This is a genomic window from Mucilaginibacter phenanthrenivorans (genome assembly GCF_024721155.1).
GTDB classification, from domain to species: domain Bacteria; phylum Bacteroidota; class Bacteroidia; order Sphingobacteriales; family Sphingobacteriaceae; genus Mucilaginibacter; species Mucilaginibacter phenanthrenivorans.
In genome coordinates, this window is record NZ_JAHVAP010000020.1 from 22,415 (window position 1) to 37,539 (window position 15,125).

The 15,125-nt window shown below is 43.1% G+C and carries 14 protein-coding genes; 5 read left to right on the plus strand and 9 right to left on the minus strand.

Annotation, left to right across the window (positions count from 1 at the left end):
• Window positions 1-13 precede the first annotated feature (13 nt).
• Window positions 14-916, minus strand: coding sequence for a nucleotidyltransferase family protein (locus tag KXD93_RS29140; protein ID WP_258141083.1), 903 nt, complete (start codon window positions 914-916; stop codon window positions 14-16).
• Window positions 917-1,021: 105 nt separating this feature from the next.
• Window positions 1,022-2,146 carry a M42 family metallopeptidase gene (locus KXD93_RS29145; protein WP_258141084.1) on the minus strand — a complete coding sequence of 375 codons (1,125 nt, stop codon included), beginning with the start codon at window positions 2,144-2,146 and terminating at the stop codon, window positions 1,022-1,024.
• Window positions 2,147-2,453: 307 nt separating this feature from the next.
• Here KXD93_RS29145 and KXD93_RS29150 point away from each other — a divergent pair, with 307 nt between their 5' ends.
• Entirely contained in the window at window positions 2,454-3,359 is a 906-nt protein-coding gene (locus KXD93_RS29150) for a DUF6340 family protein (protein WP_258141085.1), read from the plus strand.
• Here the strand turns inward: KXD93_RS29150 and KXD93_RS29155 are convergent.
• Together KXD93_RS29155 and KXD93_RS29160 are read right to left on the minus strand one after the other, a co-directional pair.
• Window positions 3,331-3,774, minus strand: coding sequence for a GNAT family N-acetyltransferase (locus KXD93_RS29155; protein ID WP_258141086.1), 444 nt, complete (start codon window positions 3,772-3,774; stop codon window positions 3,331-3,333). The two genes, KXD93_RS29150 and KXD93_RS29155, sit on opposite strands and share 29 nt — an antisense overlap.
• A 36-nt stretch (window positions 3,775-3,810) precedes the next feature.
• Window positions 3,811-5,352 (minus strand): acyl-CoA carboxylase subunit beta, encoded by a 1,542-nt coding sequence (locus KXD93_RS29160; RefSeq protein WP_258141087.1) that lies wholly within the window; start codon window positions 5,350-5,352, stop codon window positions 3,811-3,813.
• 158 nt (window positions 5,353-5,510) lie between these two features.
• On the opposite strand from KXD93_RS29160, the gene KXD93_RS29165 reads away from it, so the two are divergent.
• The 3 genes from KXD93_RS29165 (at window position 5,511) to KXD93_RS29175 (ending at window position 8,012) form a co-directional block, all read left to right on the plus strand.
• Window positions 5,511-6,737, plus strand: coding sequence for a cation:proton antiporter (locus tag KXD93_RS29165; protein WP_258141088.1), 1,227 nt, complete (start codon window positions 5,511-5,513; stop codon window positions 6,735-6,737).
• A gap of 242 nt (window positions 6,738-6,979) precedes the next feature.
• Complete coding sequence (locus KXD93_RS29170) at window positions 6,980-7,666, plus strand: hypothetical protein (protein WP_258141089.1); 687 nt, start codon at window positions 6,980-6,982, stop codon at window positions 7,664-7,666.
• A gap of 76 nt (window positions 7,667-7,742) precedes the next feature.
• A complete protein-coding gene (locus KXD93_RS29175; protein WP_258141090.1) occupies window positions 7,743-8,012 on the plus strand; it encodes a hypothetical protein in 270 nt (89 codons plus the stop codon).
• Between the two features lie 32 nt (window positions 8,013-8,044).
• On the opposite strand, the gene KXD93_RS29180 is transcribed toward KXD93_RS29175, so the two are convergent.
• The 3 genes from KXD93_RS29180 to KXD93_RS29190 all read right to left on the minus strand — a co-directional run bounded on the left by KXD93_RS29180 (window position 8,045) and on the right by KXD93_RS29190 (window position 10,778).
• On the minus strand, window positions 8,045-9,229 hold the full coding sequence (locus KXD93_RS29180; RefSeq protein ID WP_258141091.1) for an MFS transporter: 1,185 nt from the start codon (window positions 9,227-9,229) through the stop codon (window positions 8,045-8,047).
• Between the two features lie 138 nt (window positions 9,230-9,367).
• The gene (locus tag KXD93_RS29185; RefSeq protein WP_258141092.1) at window positions 9,368-9,865 is read right to left on the minus strand and encodes a hypothetical protein; all 498 of its coding nucleotides are present in this window, start codon (window positions 9,863-9,865) and stop codon (window positions 9,368-9,370) included.
• A 205-nt stretch (window positions 9,866-10,070) separates the two neighbouring features.
• The gene (locus KXD93_RS29190) at window positions 10,071-10,778 is read right to left on the minus strand and encodes a DsbA family oxidoreductase (RefSeq protein ID WP_258141093.1); all 708 of its coding nucleotides are present in this window, start codon (window positions 10,776-10,778) and stop codon (window positions 10,071-10,073) included.
• An 87-nt stretch (window positions 10,779-10,865) separates the two neighbouring features.
• Here KXD93_RS29190 and budA point away from each other — a divergent pair, with 87 nt between their 5' ends.
• Window positions 10,866-11,675 carry an acetolactate decarboxylase gene (gene budA, locus KXD93_RS29195; protein ID WP_258141094.1) on the plus strand — a complete coding sequence of 270 codons (810 nt, stop codon included), beginning with the start codon at window positions 10,866-10,868 and terminating at the stop codon, window positions 11,673-11,675.
• Window positions 11,676-11,742: 67 nt separating this feature from the next.
• On the opposite strand, the gene KXD93_RS29200 is transcribed toward budA, so the two are convergent.
• Both KXD93_RS29200 and KXD93_RS29205 read right to left on the minus strand, forming a co-directional pair.
• Window positions 11,743-12,930 carry a threonine aldolase family protein gene (locus KXD93_RS29200; RefSeq protein ID WP_258141095.1) on the minus strand — a complete coding sequence of 396 codons (1,188 nt, stop codon included), beginning with the start codon at window positions 12,928-12,930 and terminating at the stop codon, window positions 11,743-11,745.
• 104 nt (window positions 12,931-13,034) lie between these two features.
• A complete protein-coding gene (locus KXD93_RS29205; RefSeq protein ID WP_258141096.1) occupies window positions 13,035-15,119 on the minus strand; it encodes a M16 family metallopeptidase in 2,085 nt (694 codons plus the stop codon).
• Between the last annotated feature and the right edge of the window lie 6 nt (window positions 15,120-15,125).

The window sequence follows — 15,125 nt, forward strand, 5'->3', positions numbered from 1 at the left end:
AGTTACTGATTGACTACGCCCACAAATTAGATGGATAAGTACCATTTTCAACCAGTGTAGAAATGCTTTTTTGTACGATCGGCTTATCTTCCTTGTAGGTTACGCCAAACCATTTTGAACTGGTTGGTATAACTTTAAACGATGCCTCACCGCTTTTTATCAATTCATCAGCCACCAAAGGAATAAAGAATTCTGATTTTGGATTGCTCTCATTGGCTTCAACAAATTTCTTGAACATAGGCTCACTTTGTTTAAACACCGCAGGAGTAAAGCCCCAGAAATTCATTGACACACGGGTATCACTGCTCAAAGCGTGCTCACCAGTTGCATCCTTGTAGGCCACGCTGCCGTCTTCCTTAAAATATACCTCTGTACGCTCATTAATTTCGACCATGTTGCCATTATCGTCAACCTTACAAACACCGCGTGATACGGATCCGTAATCAGACAGGGTACGGTCAATTTGGTAGCCGATTAGTGAATAGGTATCGTCGCTAACTTCTGTGGTTAAAAACTTTGCCATTTTTTCAAATGAATCATAACCATAAAAGTCGTCAGCGTTTATAACGCAAAAAGGTTCCTTAACCTGGTTACGTGCTGCCAGTACCGCATGTGCAGTACCCCATGGCTTTGCGCGTTCAATTTCTTTTTCAATGCCAAAAGGTTTAAGGTCGAAGCTTTGGAAAACGTAATCGGTTTCAATACGTCCCTTTAGTTTAGGCTCAAATATGGCTTTAAACGGCTCAACAAATTCTTCACGAATAATAAAACTTATTTTACCGAAGCCAGCTTTTATAGCGTCGTAAATAGAATAATCGATAATAGTTTCACCATTTGGGCCAAAACCATCAATCTGCTTCATGCTTCCATAGCGGCTTGCCATGCCTGCAGCCAGTATAAGTAGTGTGGGTTTCATAATTTTATTAGGTACAATATAATAAATGTAAATATGACATTTTTATTTTACTCTTTCCGTTGTAATAATAATTATCGCCATAAAAAGTTTTCTTTTGGGCGCTATTTATTTAATGTATCTGAAATCTTGTCCATCTTTAATGTTTAACAAAGTTTCATAGATCAGGCGGATCACATTGTCAACATCTTCTTTGTGGATCATCTCAACCGTTGTGTGCATGTAGCGCAATGGCAATGAGATTAATGCAGATGGCACACCATCATTTGAGTAAGCAAAGGCATCAGTGTCGGTACCAGTTGAGCGTGACGAAGCCTGGCGCTGGAATGGAATATTTGCCTTTTGTGCAGATTCGATCAACAGCTTATTCAAATTGTTTTGTACCGCAGGTGCGTACGACACCACCGGACCACGACCACAAGCCAGATCGCCTTGCGTTATTTTGTTGATCATTGGTGTTTGTGTGTCATGGGTAACATCTGTTACAATGGCAACGTTTGGTTTAATATGATGTGCTATCATTTCGGCGCCACGCAAGCCAATTTCTTCCTGAACGGCGTTTACGATGTACAAGCCAAACGGCAGCGTTATGTTATTTTCTTTAAGCAGACGTGCAACTTCGGCAATCATGAAGCCACCTGCGCGATTATCAAGTGCCCGGCCAACATAATAGCGGTCGTTAAGCACCATAAACTCATCTTCGTAGGTTATAACACAACCAACGTGAATACCCAGTTTTTCAACTTCTTCCTTGCTGGTGCAACCACAATCTAAAAAGATATTCTTCAGGGTCGGAGCCTCTTCCTTTTCACCGGCGCTGCGGGTGTGGATAGCCGGCCAACCAAAAACTGCCTTTACAATACCGTTGTCGGTATGGATATTTACACGTTTCGATGGAGCGATCTGGTGATCAGAACCACCATTGCGGATCACATATATCAATCCATCGCTGGTAATATAATTTACAAACCAGGAGATTTCATCGGCGTGGGCTTCGATAACTACTTTGTATGCTGCGTCCTTATTAATGATACCTACTGCCGTACCGTAGTTGTCTACATAGTGATCATCAATATAGGGCTTCAGATATTCAAGCCATAACTCCTGGCCCTTCCATTCAAAACCGGTAGGCGAGGCGTTGTTTATATATTTTTCGAAGAATGATAAAGAGCTGTCAGTTACAACAGCCACGTGCTTAGGGGAATCAGGGGTTTCAGATTTTATCTCAGCCATATTCTATTAAATGCCTCTGGTAGAATGAGGAACGCAAATATAATGAAAAGGTTGAAGTTGTTGTAAGAGTTGTAATAGTTAAAAAGGCAAAATACTACAACATTTACAACCCTTACAACTTCTACAACTTTCCTATAACATTTATCAAATCCTTAACATCCGCTTAATTTAACAACTGCACCTTTGCGACGAGTAAATTTTTAGAATAAGATCAGTTTAGTTAGTTAAGATCGGCCTGCTAGTAACAGGCCGATTTTTTTTCATCCCAGTTTCATCCTAAAACTATACTTTAGGCGTTTATATTAGAATGAAAATAATAAAGCCTTTTTGTATTATCCTATTCTTATTGATAAATACCGGCGTTTTTGCGCAAGCTGTAGATGTAACCGTGAGCTATGCCGCAAAATATAGGCTACGGCCGGATACCAATACAATCGTACTTGTAAACAAATTTGATATAAGCAGCTTAAAAGTAAGCAATAAAAAGGCGCTTGCAGTGATGAAGGAAGCCGCTTACGCTGCCATAAGACACGGCGGATTTCAGCTCGGCGAACTGCCGCATACCAGGATAATTAATGTTGTTGATTCTGTGGGATTAACAGTAAACACCGATTCGATAAAACAGACCGCTGCAAAGTATCACGCAAACTATGTGCTTGCCCTGACAAACTTCTCGGCAAAGATCACCGTTGGAGAAATTAGCGATTATGGTACCTCATACAACTCATCGCTGGTTACTAACTTTATGTTGTATGAAGACAACGGCGTGTTTTTCCGTAAGCTAAACGGAACAGCTGAAGATCCGATTGAACAGCAATTGAATGCAGGTTTAATCATGTCGCTGATATTCCAGCCGACTATAAAAGGAAATAAAATGGCAATAAGAGTATCTGCAGAACATGCTTCTGAAAATGCAATGCAGGATTTTTTCCCTTACACGCTTACCCATACGCGCCCTCTGTTTAACGATAAGTTTTTACGCCCGATAAACCAGGAAATCATGAACGGCAACTTCGAAAAAGCCGATAGTTTGCTGCAGCCTTATTTAAAGGATATCGACGCAAAAGTTGCCTCCAGGGCTGCTTACACACTTGCTATTGTTTATGAGTCTGAAAATAACTTAGAGGATGCAACCGACATGGCAAATGAATCGAACACAAAAAATAAAAACGGGTATGCCGAAGCTATGCTGGCTGATCTAAAGGAGGAGTAATCATCTTCTCCATAATTTCGTAATCAATATCGTTTTTTGTAAACAGATTGCCTGTCCGGATAAATCCGAGCTTAAGGTAAAATCCGGTAGCATCAACCCGGGCATTACACCATAGACGACCGCCACCGTTTTCTTCTACATGCTTTACTACCTGGGCTAGTAAGCTTTGTCCAATCCCTTTTTTCTGCATCGAAGCGTCGACAGCCAGCTTCCGAAATTGAAATTCAGATCCATTTTGAAACAATGAAACCACGCCCGCTAACCTATCATCCACAAAAGCACCAAAATGGATCCCGTCAGCATCCTCATCCATCTCCATTTCATGCTTCATTTTACCCGGGTAAAGCACATCCCTGCGTAATTGCCAGGTATGCTCCGGCCTTATCTGCTCGATTGAGGGGCTGATATTGTCCATTTTCCTAACTAATCTCTGGTCTCTAGCCTCTGATCACTATAGAGGTATATTCCCATGCTTCTTCCTCGGGTTATTCACCACCTTATTTTCCAGCATCTTAAAGGCATGGATCAGTTTTACCCGGGTTTCAGCCGGTTCTATCACCTCGTCAATAAAACCACGCTCCGCGGCACGATAGGGATTGGCAAAAATATCTGAATATTTTAGTTCCATTTCCTTCCACTTGGCTTCCTTATCCTCTGCAGCATTGATCTCGCGTTTAAAAATAATTTCCGCTGCGCCTTTGGCGCCCATTACTGCAATTTCTGCAGTTGGCCAGGCGTAATTCATATCTGCACCGATGTGCTTGGAGTTCATTACATCATAGGCTCCGCCATAGGCCTTGCGGGTTATCACGGTAATGCGTGGTACAGTCGCTTCGCAGAATGAATACAGTAGTTTAGCGCCGTTTGTGATAATGGCGTTCCACTCCTGGTCGGTGCCCGGCAAAAAACCAGGTACATCTTCAAACACCAGCAGCGGAATATTAAAGCTATCGCAAAAGCGAACAAACCTGGCGCCCTTTGTTGAAGAATTAATATCCAATACACCGGCCAAAAATGCAGGCTGATTGGCTACGATCCCAATACTGCGCCCTGCCAGTCGTGCAAAGCCCACAACAATATTTTCTGCAAAATCCTTATGTACCTCTAAAAATGATCCTTCGTCAATTACATGATCTATTACTTCTCTTATGTCGTAAGGTTGTGACGCATTTTCGGGCATTATTGTATTTAGCGCTTCGCGTAATTCGTTTTTTATTTCGTAAGGCAGGGCAGGAGCTGTATCCTCGCAATTTTGCGGCATATAACTCAAAAGTTTTTTTACATTTTGAATCGCCTCAATCTCGTTGGCACAGGCAAAATGCGTAACACCCGATTTGGTGGCGTGGGTAGTTGCCCCGCCCAACTCCTCGGATGTAACTACCTCATGCGTTACCGTTTTCACCACGTTTGGGCCGGTGACAAACATGTAGCTGGTGTTTTCCACCATCAAAATAAAATCAGTTATCGCAGGGGAGTAAACAGCGCCTCCAGCACAAGGCCCGAGGATAGCGGAGATCTGCGGCACCACGCCCGAAGCCATGGTGTTTTTATAAAAGATATCAGCGTAGCCCCCTAATGACACGACGCCCTCCTGGATGCGAGCGCCGCCTGAGTCGTTCAAACCCACTACAGGTGCGCCGTTCTTCATGGCAAGGTCCATTATTTTGCAGATCTTCTCTGCATGTGTTTCAGAAAGCGAACCGCCAAACACGGTGAAATCCTGCGAGAAAACATAAACCAACCGGCCATTGACAGTCCCATAACCAGTTACGACACCATCCCCTGGATATTTTTCCTTTTCCATTCCAAAATCAGTGGACCGGTGCGAAACCAGCATCCCTATTTCCTGGAACGAGCCTTCGTCCATCAAGAAATGTAAGCGCTCGCGCGCGGTAAGTTTCCCTTTTTTATGCTGACCTTCAATACGCGCCTTCCCGCCGCCTAAAAGGGCCTCTTCGCGCTTTTTATTTAATAGCTTTATCTTATTATCCACAGTATCGGTTTATGTATGCAAGATGGTAATTTTAGGTGAAAGCTGAAAGGTAAAAGGCGAAAGGTAAGGAAACAAGGTTTAACAACTTCGCCATCTCGTTACCAATGAACTAATGAACCAGTAAACGAATGAACATTTTATATTAAATTCGTTCCCAAATGGAAGCGTACCATATCATATCCGTCCTCATATTTTTAACGGCAGTTTTTGCTTACGTAAATGATCGCTGGATAAAATGGCCGCCTACCATCGGCATCATGGTTATTTCGTTGCTGTCATCCATTTTTATAGCTATCGCCGGAAATATCATACCTGTTATTTCATCAAAGGCTTTGCTCATGGTTTCGAACATCAATTTTGAGCAGGTACTAATGAAGATAATGTTGAGCTTCCTGCTATTTGCAGGTTCTTTACATATTGATGCTGCAAAACTTAAAAAGGAATTTTGGCCGGTGATGCTGATGGCGACCGTCGGCACGTTTATCTCTACTTTTTTAGTGAGTATAATGTCGTATTATCTTTTCCAGGTTTTTGGACTTTACATCCCCTATATTTATTGTTTGTTGTTTGGCGCATTGATCTCGCCGACTGACCCTATCGCCGTAATGGGAATCCTTAAACAAGCAGGGATCCCTAAAACACTCGAAATGAAAATAGCAGGCGAATCGCTTTTTAACGATGGTGTCGGTGTAGTGGTTTTCCTGACCATATTTGAAGTCGCTGTAAATGGTACCGACAAGTTTTCCCTTGGCAATACGGCTGTTCTTTTTTTAAAGGAAGCAGGTGGAGGGATTTTATTTGGGGCAATGCTAGGCTATCTGGCGCACCTGCTCATAAAATCAATAGACAATTACCGCGTAGAAGTATTGATCACATTAACGGTTGTTATGTGTGGCTATTCCGTGGCCGATCATTTTCATTTGTCAGGACCGCTGGCAATTATCATCGCCGGTATTATTATGGGCACCAAGGGAAAGGGTGAGGGGCTTTCCGAAATTTCGCGCGATTATCTGGAAAAATTCTGGGACCTTACCGACGAGATCTTTAACGCCATCCTATTCCTGCTGATAGGCCTGGAAATGCTGATCATCAAAGTAAACCCAACCATTATGATCATTGGCTGCATTATGGTTGCCGTGGTTTTGCTGGCGCGACTGGTCTGTGTAGCGTTCCCGGTGATGTTTCTGAAGATTTGGATAAAATTTGAAAAGAATGCCATTCTGATGTTAACCTGGGGTGGGCTAAGAGGTGGCCTTTCCGTAGCGATGGCGCTGTCCATCCCGGCGGCTATGCACCGCGATGAATTTGTTTTGATTACCTATGTTATAGTCGTATTTTCTATCATAGTGCAGGGACTTACTATTGGTAAATTAGCGAAAGTCTGAAGTCTGAAGTCTGAAGTCTGAAGTCTGAAGTCTGAAGTCTGAAGTCTGAAGTCTGAAGTCTGAAGTCTGAAGTCTGAAGGTGATTATGTTAAGTAGAAAGAGACCTTATCAGCAAAATATTTCTTTCGGACTTCCCCGACTTTCGGACTAAATTGTAACTCCATTGTTACCTCTCTATAAATCAATGGATTAAACCTGGTATTGAATTGGGCGTCTAACCCGTACAACCAATTCAAACCACTATGAAAAATATCACACTAGTATTTTTGATCCTTATCTGTTTTCAAAATACATTCGCCCAACTCAACACGCAAAATGTACAGGATGAAATGTTTACCATTTCGGCCGGACCCAACAGAATGTTCCTGAATAACCGCGACTTTAATGCCTGGACGGCAGCGAACTATAATTTGCTTGAAAAGATTTCAACAGGTTTTAGAGTTGACCTTAGTTTTATTGGAAGGAAATATGACGCCGGGTTGTTGTTGGGGGGCGATTCAAAGCTCACAACCGTACTTGGGTATTTTGGGGCTAAGCTCACCAATAAGTACAGCAGTATCTCATCCTGGCTGAACGTAGAAGCTGGAGAGATCTATGCAGTTTATAAAGATATTGCCCCGGTTAACTACGTACTCATTCACCGGGAGATAGGGAAGGACCTGGAATTGCATTATGGTGCCGGCTATATCGGGCTCTCCAGCAAAAACTATCTTAATTTTTTACACTGGAACATTAAAATAGGCAAGGGGGCCATCCCCGTTAACGCAGGTTTTTATGCTTCGGTGGGCTTTACCCCCTTTGCCCGGAACTGGAGATATGGCTATTATAAATATACAGACAGTGATACCACTTTTAAAAGCCGAAAGGTTAACTCAATACCTAAGCTTAGTAAAGTTTATGCAAATACAGGGGTATTTATTGGGTTTTGATCTTGTGGCGCAGTAAACGGTTCTCATTAAAAACAAAAACATTGCCGGTAATGTTGCCTTTATAAAAGCAAGCAACATGAACCCGTACCAGCAAAAATGGATTGAAGTTTTAAGAAGCGCCAATATCCCGCATTGGACAATTGAGGCGCAGGATGAAAATATCTATGTAGAAATGCCGCACGTTACCGACCTGAAATTAATAAGAGACAACCTTCCCTCAACACTTGGCGCAATGTCACTGGATATTGATGAACCGAAGGCGCGGTTGAAATTTATCTTTCACAACGGGTATGAAACCTTTGAGTACATCCTAAATCCGAACAACAAAGATTTAAACGAGGAATAAAATCCGGGAAATCTGCTTAATCCCGGTTCGGCTTAATCCTGGTCCAGTTTTGCCCGCGTTGAAAGCACAACAACGCTAATGCCCATCACTGCTATAAATGCAAACGATGCCCTGAGCGTAGCCAGCCCGGCTATAAAACCTATTACCGGCGGGCCAACCAGGAAACCTATAAACCCAATGGTTGAAACAGCTGCCAGCGCCACGCCCGCCGACATGGTTTTTGATCTCCCTGCCGCACTATAAACCATAGGTACAACGGACGAAACGCCTGCACCCACTAACAGAAAGCCGGCCATTGCTGTATAAAAATAAGGAAAGATAAGCGATATCAGCAGTCCTGTTGCAGTTAGCGTTCCGCTTACCTGTAACGTGCGTTTTAATCCGAAACGATGTGCAAACCAGTCGGCAATAAACCGGCCTCCCGCCATGGTAAGCATAAATGCCGTAAAACCGGCCCCCTGCAAGGCAATGGGAGCGTCAACTACCTTCTTAAAATAGATAACACTCCAGTCGAACATTGCACCCTCGCAAATCATTGAGCAAAATGCAATGCTGCCCAATGTAAGCAATGGCACCATTAACCTTAGTTTCTGCCGGATTGAAACTTTTGTTTCCGATCCGGTTTTTAAAATACCTGAATCATTATTTAAATAGCGCGAGGCAGCAATAACGCCCGCAGCGAGGATAACAAGAATTATAATAAAGTGATGAAAAGGATCAACCTTGTTGGCGATCATTATGGTACCGATACCTGCCCCGGTAAAGCCAGCAAGGCTCCATAAACCATGAAAGGAAGCCATAATAGGCTTTTCATATAGCCTTTCGGCGGCAACAGCCTGCGTATTAACGGAGATATTAACCGCATTGCTTGAAAATCCAAAGCAAACCAGGCAAATGATCAGTTGAAATGTATTTTGTGCACGACCCAGGCTAATCAGGCAAACACCGTAAACCAAAATAGCGGCAAGCAGCAATTTTTTACTGCCAATTTTTGTGATCACCCAACCCGAAAACGGCAGCGATAACATCAAACCAACGGGCAACGAGAAAAGTACGGCACCAAGGGCAGCATCCGTTAACCCCAGGTTTTGCTGAACGGTTGCAATCCGTGACGCCCAACTTGAAAAACACAGCCCGGCCATAAAAAATAAAACCCCCACAGCAATGCGGAGCCTTACTTTTGATACGGGTTGTTGAAGCGTGATTGAATCCATCATTATAAACGGGATCTTCTTAGTGTATTTTTTACACTAAGAAGATCCTATACAAATGTAAGGAAATTTGTTAAAACGTAAAGTTAAGCTAATGTCAAATACTTCCCGGGAATAGAAATCGCAGGGCGCTGTGAATCAAAACTATATGGTTATGTTAAACGAGCCGGTTATACCAGTAGTTGTTGCGTTGGTATTCAGGTCAATCAGGTCGGTTGTAAACGTCCCTTTAATGGTGCCATGCATGCCATCTGCGCTGGTTACGTTCAATTCTGTTACCGTAACTTTACCACTATCACCAAGTAAACCGTTGATGTAAAGTAAATCAATATTATATGTTCCAGCTTTGTTGTTGCTGAAGGAGAGTGAAAAACCACCCGATTGGGTTGTTCCGCCTAGTATCTGTGTGTTTCCATTGGGTGAAGTTGTCGGATCAGCTGCTATCACCTGGAAAAATGCAAGTTTAAGGGTTGTTGTCGTACCGCTGATGGTGTAAGTTATCGTACTGCCGTTGTCAACCAGTTTACCGCTGGTGCCGGTACTTGTGCTGCCCGCCGGGTAAATCGGCGGATCTAATTTGCAACCAGAAATACTTGCGATTATTATTAGCGAAGCAAAAATTTTATAGTAGATTTTTCTCATATCGTCATTTTTATTGTGCGATTTAAGCTGCTTAAATATAAGTTAATTATTTACAGGATTAAATACCTGTTAATAAATAATTTACAATTTTTTTGTTGATGAAACCAACGTTTTTTTAAGCACAGCTAACCGTACGCAGTATACGTAACCTGCTTTTAAAGTGTTGCAGGCATAAGCGTAAAAACTACTTTATATTTCTGTTGAGTTAATTGCAGTCGCCGTCAGGCCCGCATGATTCGCCGTCGATGATTTCGAACTTTGGTTTTGGGTTTTCAAGTTGCCATTCACCGAAGGCTTTCTGTAAGGTTTGTTCAAAAACAGGTACAGCCTGTGCGCCCGAGATAGCATATTTATTGTTCAGAACAAAAAACGGAACACCCTGGATGCCCAGGTATTGCGCGGTATCAATATCGTGTTTAACATCACTTGCGTAAGCATCACCTTCTAAAACCTGCTTTACTCCAGCAGGATCAAGGCCTATTGACTGCCCCAGTTCAATTAAAACATTATTGTCGTCGATGTTTTTGCTGTCGGTAAAATAGGCTTTAAACAAGGCTTCTTCTGCCTCAATACCCAAGCCTTTACTTTTTGCGAAATGGCTAAACCGATGAGCCTTAAAACTATTTGCAACCACGGCCTTATCAAGATGGTAAGTTAAACCTGCTTCGGCAGCCATTTTAGTCACGTGGTCATTCATTTGGCTGGCGTGGTCAATGGTCCAGCCTTTTTTATCGGCCAGGTATTGATTTATGTTGATGGAGGTATCAGTTTCCAAATCGGGGTTAAGCTGGAAGCTTTTCCATTCTATTTCTACCTGGTCCTTATTATCAAAATGCTGTAAGGCATCCTCAAACCTGCGTTTGCCGATATAGCAAAACGGGCACATCACATCGCTCCAAATTTCAACTTTCATAGCTTTATTTTAGTATTGCAAAGTTAAATGACTACTTTAACAACACCGTAAGCAAAAAGTAAACTTTACCACCACATCCATCTAAAAATGAAATCTTTTTTTAAATATTGCGCTATCATTTTCATTGTATTCCTCAGCATAGATTTTCAGGCAATCGCGCAGAAAAAAAAGAGCGATGCACAAGGCAATTTATTCAGCGCAGGTTATGCAGCTGCATTTATTGGAGGTTTATATGATGCCTGGTATCCGTACAGCGCCCTAAAGCAACACGGCGATTTCGGCCTTGGCGCTCCGGCCAGGCTTGACGGCGAATTAATTATGCTTAACGGCAAGCTTTACAAGACAGAGTACACCGGCAAAACTATTCCTGTGACAGCTGCTGATTCAACCCCTTATGCGGTGGTTTGCTTCTTTCATGCAACTAAGGTTTATAAGCCCGGAAAACAGCTGGCAAAGGGGCAACTTTTTAAGTATCTTGATAGTGTGTTGACCAACCAAAACGGTATTTATGCCATTCACATAAACGGTAATTTTAAGTATGTGAAAACAAGGGCATTTCCCCCGGTGGGGCAAAAGCCTTATTTGCCACTTGCAGCCATGCTTGATAAGCAGCGCTTCTTTGAATTCAATAGCATCAAAGGCGATTTAGTGGGATATAAGTTACCTGCATTTATGGAAGGTCCTCACATTGCGGGTTATCACTTTCATTTTTTATCTGCTGATAAAGCCTCCGGTGGCCATATAATCGATTTCGTGGCTGATGATGTTACTGTTGAGGTGGATGTACTCAGCAGCTACACTATGCAGCTTCCGCAAACGCCGGATTTCAATAATTTCGATTTCAAAAAAGATCGGAAGGAAGAAATTAAAAGCGTGGAGAATGGTAAAAAGCAATAATCGCTATTTGCCGTTAGCCACTATTTCAACCTTTACCCGGTCTGGGTCTTCGATGAATCAAACCCATTTATGCCTTGGCCGCTGTAAGCGCATCGCTGAAAGCCTTTACTAAAGTTTGGTTATCTGTTCTTAGCAGCGTTTCATTTATCTGCAATTTTATAGTTCCCTCGCTATTTGCATTCCTGATAACCACGTTATATTTTTCAAACAGTGCCCTGCGGAATTTTTTTGCATCAGTACCCGCGGTCAGTTTAAGGTCGAATATGTTAGAGCCGCCTTTTAGGGCAGTAATGCTGATGCCCGGCACATTGTTGAGTTTGGCAAATAGGTCGGTTGCCTGTGCAAAGGTTTTCTTAAGCCTGTCTTCCAAACCATCCAGATGATATAACGCCATAGCAGCCTTTGACCAGTTGCTGAATATCGTACCGCCATGGACCTTTATCAAATGCTCCATTTTGTCAATCACTGCCTTTTCGCCGCAAAGAATTGCGCCGCCATCTGCGCCAAGATATTTATAAAGTGAGATGTAAACCGTATCAAAATTAGCTGCGTATTCTGCAATGGAAACACCGCTGGCTGCAGCCGCTAAATACAAACGCGCGCCATCCAAATGGAGTTTAAGCCCGTTCTCGCGGCAATACTTCGAGATCTTTTTAATTTCATCTATCGGTACCTGCCTGCCATCGCAACGCCTTACCGGGTTCTCAATAGCTACTGCACCTATGCCGCTTTTAAAAACTTCCTCATCGTTGGTATAGGCTATCCCTGCCTTTAAATCCTCCAGCGTAAAGAATGGTTCGCCCTTGGCTAAGGGCATCAGCCGTTTATGATAAACAGATTCGGCGGCATCAGCCTCGTCCCTGTAAATATGACTGGTATCCTGCACAAAGATCTTGGTATTTTCGCCACTTAGCACTGATATGGCCAGTTGGTTAGCCATAGTGCCGGTAGGCATATAAGTTGCGGCTTCCTTGCCGGTAATTTCGGCGAAGCGTTTCGTGAGCATTGCAAGCGATCCGCCCTGCCCGTATACATCTGCTTTGATAGGGTCTTTTTGGGTGATCTCCTGCAGTTTGGCAATATAATCTGCAGGTGGATAATGAATGCCATCGTCGGTAAAAGAGATAATAGGACTAACCGGCGCATCAGTATTTACAGGTAAAGTGCGCGCGTTTGCAGTAAGCGAAGGCAGCAATGCAGGTACAAGCGACAGACCGGAGAGTTTGAGGAAATTCCTTCTTTTTAAATCTTTCATAGCTGGTGATTTTATCCAAGTGGTTTTTCTAAGGTAGTATTTATTTTACAAAAAAAGAGCCTGCCAACGGCAAGCTCCCTCAGTAATATTAAAGCGTGTATTATCTATTTGAAATCATCCGCAGTTACGCCGGTATTTAATTTTATATCGGTAACAGTCATTTCAAAAGTTTGTTCCTGGCCGCCTGCAGATTGAGTTATGGTTTGTTTGTAAGGAAACATTACAGAACCCACCTTACGATAGTCACCATAATCAACTGTAACATTTACGGTAGTAGCGCCGCTGGTGGTTGTGCTTTCGTTTTTAACCAGCAACTTGCTTTTAACGTCATAATATTCGGTTGATATTTTACCTGTAGGATCAGTAACGCTAACCTGGTAGGCATCTGCGCCGTTAACCTTTTGGATGCCCTTAACAGCTAGTTTAAATGCAGGGTTGGTTAAATAGTCAAGCTGTTCAGTCAGCGAGGTAAATACTTTTTTCTGTGCGATCTCGTCAGCGCTCAGATCCTTTTTATTAGGTCCTTGTTGCTGGTATCCTTTACTCCCGTCAAAGTCCTGCTTCATTACCACGTTCCCGCCCATCGAAATCGTCATTGCTTCCATATTAGGCGCCATCTTCTTTTGCAAAACGCTAAGCTTCATCCCTTGCATTGCCATGTCAGAAGTTGTGGTATAAGACGTTACCTTTTTTAGTTCTGTTGCGCCGCCAATAGCGTCAATATATCCCTTAATAATATCAGCTGGCTTCACGTCAGGAACAGCAGCAGTTTGTGCACCTTCTACAACAGGATTGGCAAACTTATCATACATTTTTATTGGGTAGCCGCTTTTCTTAAGGCCGTCCATAAACTGGGCTGATCCGCCTACAATAACCACGCGGGTATTGTCATAATTAAAATACTTTTGCGATACACGCAGTATGTCATCAGCGGTAACGGCGTTTACCTTTTGCAAGTAAGTTTTGTAAAAATCAGCAGGCAGGTCGTTGATCAATATATTGCTTGCAAAAGTTGCAGTACGTGCGGGATCTTCCAGGTTTAAGGCAAATGATCCGTTGTATAGCGCCTTGGCTGTATTCAATTCCTCATCGGTTACCTTATCTGTACGGATGCGTTTTATTTCGTTTAGCATCTCGGTTACAGCACTATCAACTTTGGCATTCCTTACCGATGCAGATGCATCGAATGTTTCCTGCCAGCGGCCGGTTCCCAACTCGGAATAGGCGCCATAGGTAAATCCATGTTTTTCGCGCAGGTTCATAAATAACCGGCTTTCAGCGCCACCACCCAAAATATAGCTTGCCAATATTACCGCAAAATAATCAGGGTTGTTTTTCTTGATGTCAACAAGGTTGATCACATTTATTTCTGTTTGTACCGCACTTGGCACGTCAACTACATCAATCTCGGTTTTTGCGGGATTTGCAACGATAGGGAGCGTAGGCAAAGTAAGTGCAGCGCCTTTCCAGTTACCCAGCACTTCTGTGGCTAGGGCTTTTGCTTCGGCAGGTTTAATATCGCCAACAATAGTTAAATAACCTCTCGACGGGGTTACATATTTGGCGTAAGCATCCTTAATATCCTGAACGGTTAAAGCCTGGATACTTTCCTCTGTTTCAAACTCGCCATTAGGGTGCGTTTTGCCATAAACAAGCGCATTATTTACCCTGCCTGAAATTGCAGCTGCGCTCTTTGCTGATGACTTTAAACCGGTGATCTCCTGGCTCTTCAGCTTATCGAATGATTCCTGGGTAAACGCCGGATCCTTTAATCCCTGGCCCATTAGCGTAAATGCTTCTTTAAAGTAACGGGTTAACGCCGATACGTAAGCGCTTGACGAGCTCAGGCGAACATTGGCGCCCAGCTTCTCAACCGACTCGTCAAATACCGCCTTGGGCATTGTTTTGGTTCCCTCGTTAAGCATTTGGCCCATCAGGCTTACTACGCCTGCCTTGCTGCCTTCGGTTACCGGGCCAAGGTCTATCAGGTAGTTGGCGGTTACTTTTGGCAGGCTATGGTTTTCAACCACCAACAGCGTAATACCGTTTGGTAAAATGTATTTAACAGGATCTTTAATAGTTAAAACTGGCGCCGGCCCTGGTTTGGGTTGTTGTGTACGGTCAATTGTTTGCGCCTGTGCATATTGCATTAATAATGCTCCGGCAGCTATCATTATATATTTCTTCATGATCAT

Excerpts from the sequence above, each read along its gene's own strand:
- KXD93_RS29140 (WP_258141083.1), bottom strand. The coding sequence starts at position 916 with ATGAAACCCACACTACTTATACTGGCTGCAGGCATGGCAAGCCGCTAT.
- KXD93_RS29145 (WP_258141084.1), bottom strand. The coding sequence starts at position 2,146 with ATGGCTGAGATAAAATCTGAAACCCCTGATTCCCCTAAGCACGTGGCT.
- KXD93_RS29150 (WP_258141085.1), top strand. The coding sequence starts at position 2,454 with ATGAAAATAATAAAGCCTTTTTGTATTATCCTATTCTTATTGATAAAT.
- KXD93_RS29155 (WP_258141086.1), bottom strand. The coding sequence starts at position 3,774 with ATGGACAATATCAGCCCCTCAATCGAGCAGATAAGGCCGGAGCATACC.
- KXD93_RS29165 (WP_258141088.1), top strand. The coding sequence starts at position 5,511 with ATGGAAGCGTACCATATCATATCCGTCCTCATATTTTTAACGGCAGTT.
- KXD93_RS29170 (WP_258141089.1), top strand. The coding sequence starts at position 6,980 with ATGAAAAATATCACACTAGTATTTTTGATCCTTATCTGTTTTCAAAAT.
- KXD93_RS29175 (WP_258141090.1), top strand. The coding sequence starts at position 7,743 with ATGAACCCGTACCAGCAAAAATGGATTGAAGTTTTAAGAAGCGCCAAT.
- KXD93_RS29180 (WP_258141091.1), bottom strand. The coding sequence starts at position 9,229 with ATGATGGATTCAATCACGCTTCAACAACCCGTATCAAAAGTAAGGCTC.
- KXD93_RS29185 (WP_258141092.1), bottom strand. The coding sequence starts at position 9,865 with ATGAGAAAAATCTACTATAAAATTTTTGCTTCGCTAATAATAATCGCA.
- KXD93_RS29190 (WP_258141093.1), bottom strand. The coding sequence starts at position 10,778 with ATGAAAGTTGAAATTTGGAGCGATGTGATGTGCCCGTTTTGCTATATC.
- budA (WP_258141094.1), top strand. The coding sequence starts at position 10,866 with ATGAAATCTTTTTTTAAATATTGCGCTATCATTTTCATTGTATTCCTC.
- KXD93_RS29200 (WP_258141095.1), bottom strand. The coding sequence starts at position 12,930 with ATGAAAGATTTAAAAAGAAGGAATTTCCTCAAACTCTCCGGTCTGTCG.
- KXD93_RS29205 (WP_258141096.1), bottom strand. The coding sequence starts at position 15,119 with ATGAAGAAATATATAATGATAGCTGCCGGAGCATTATTAATGCAATAT.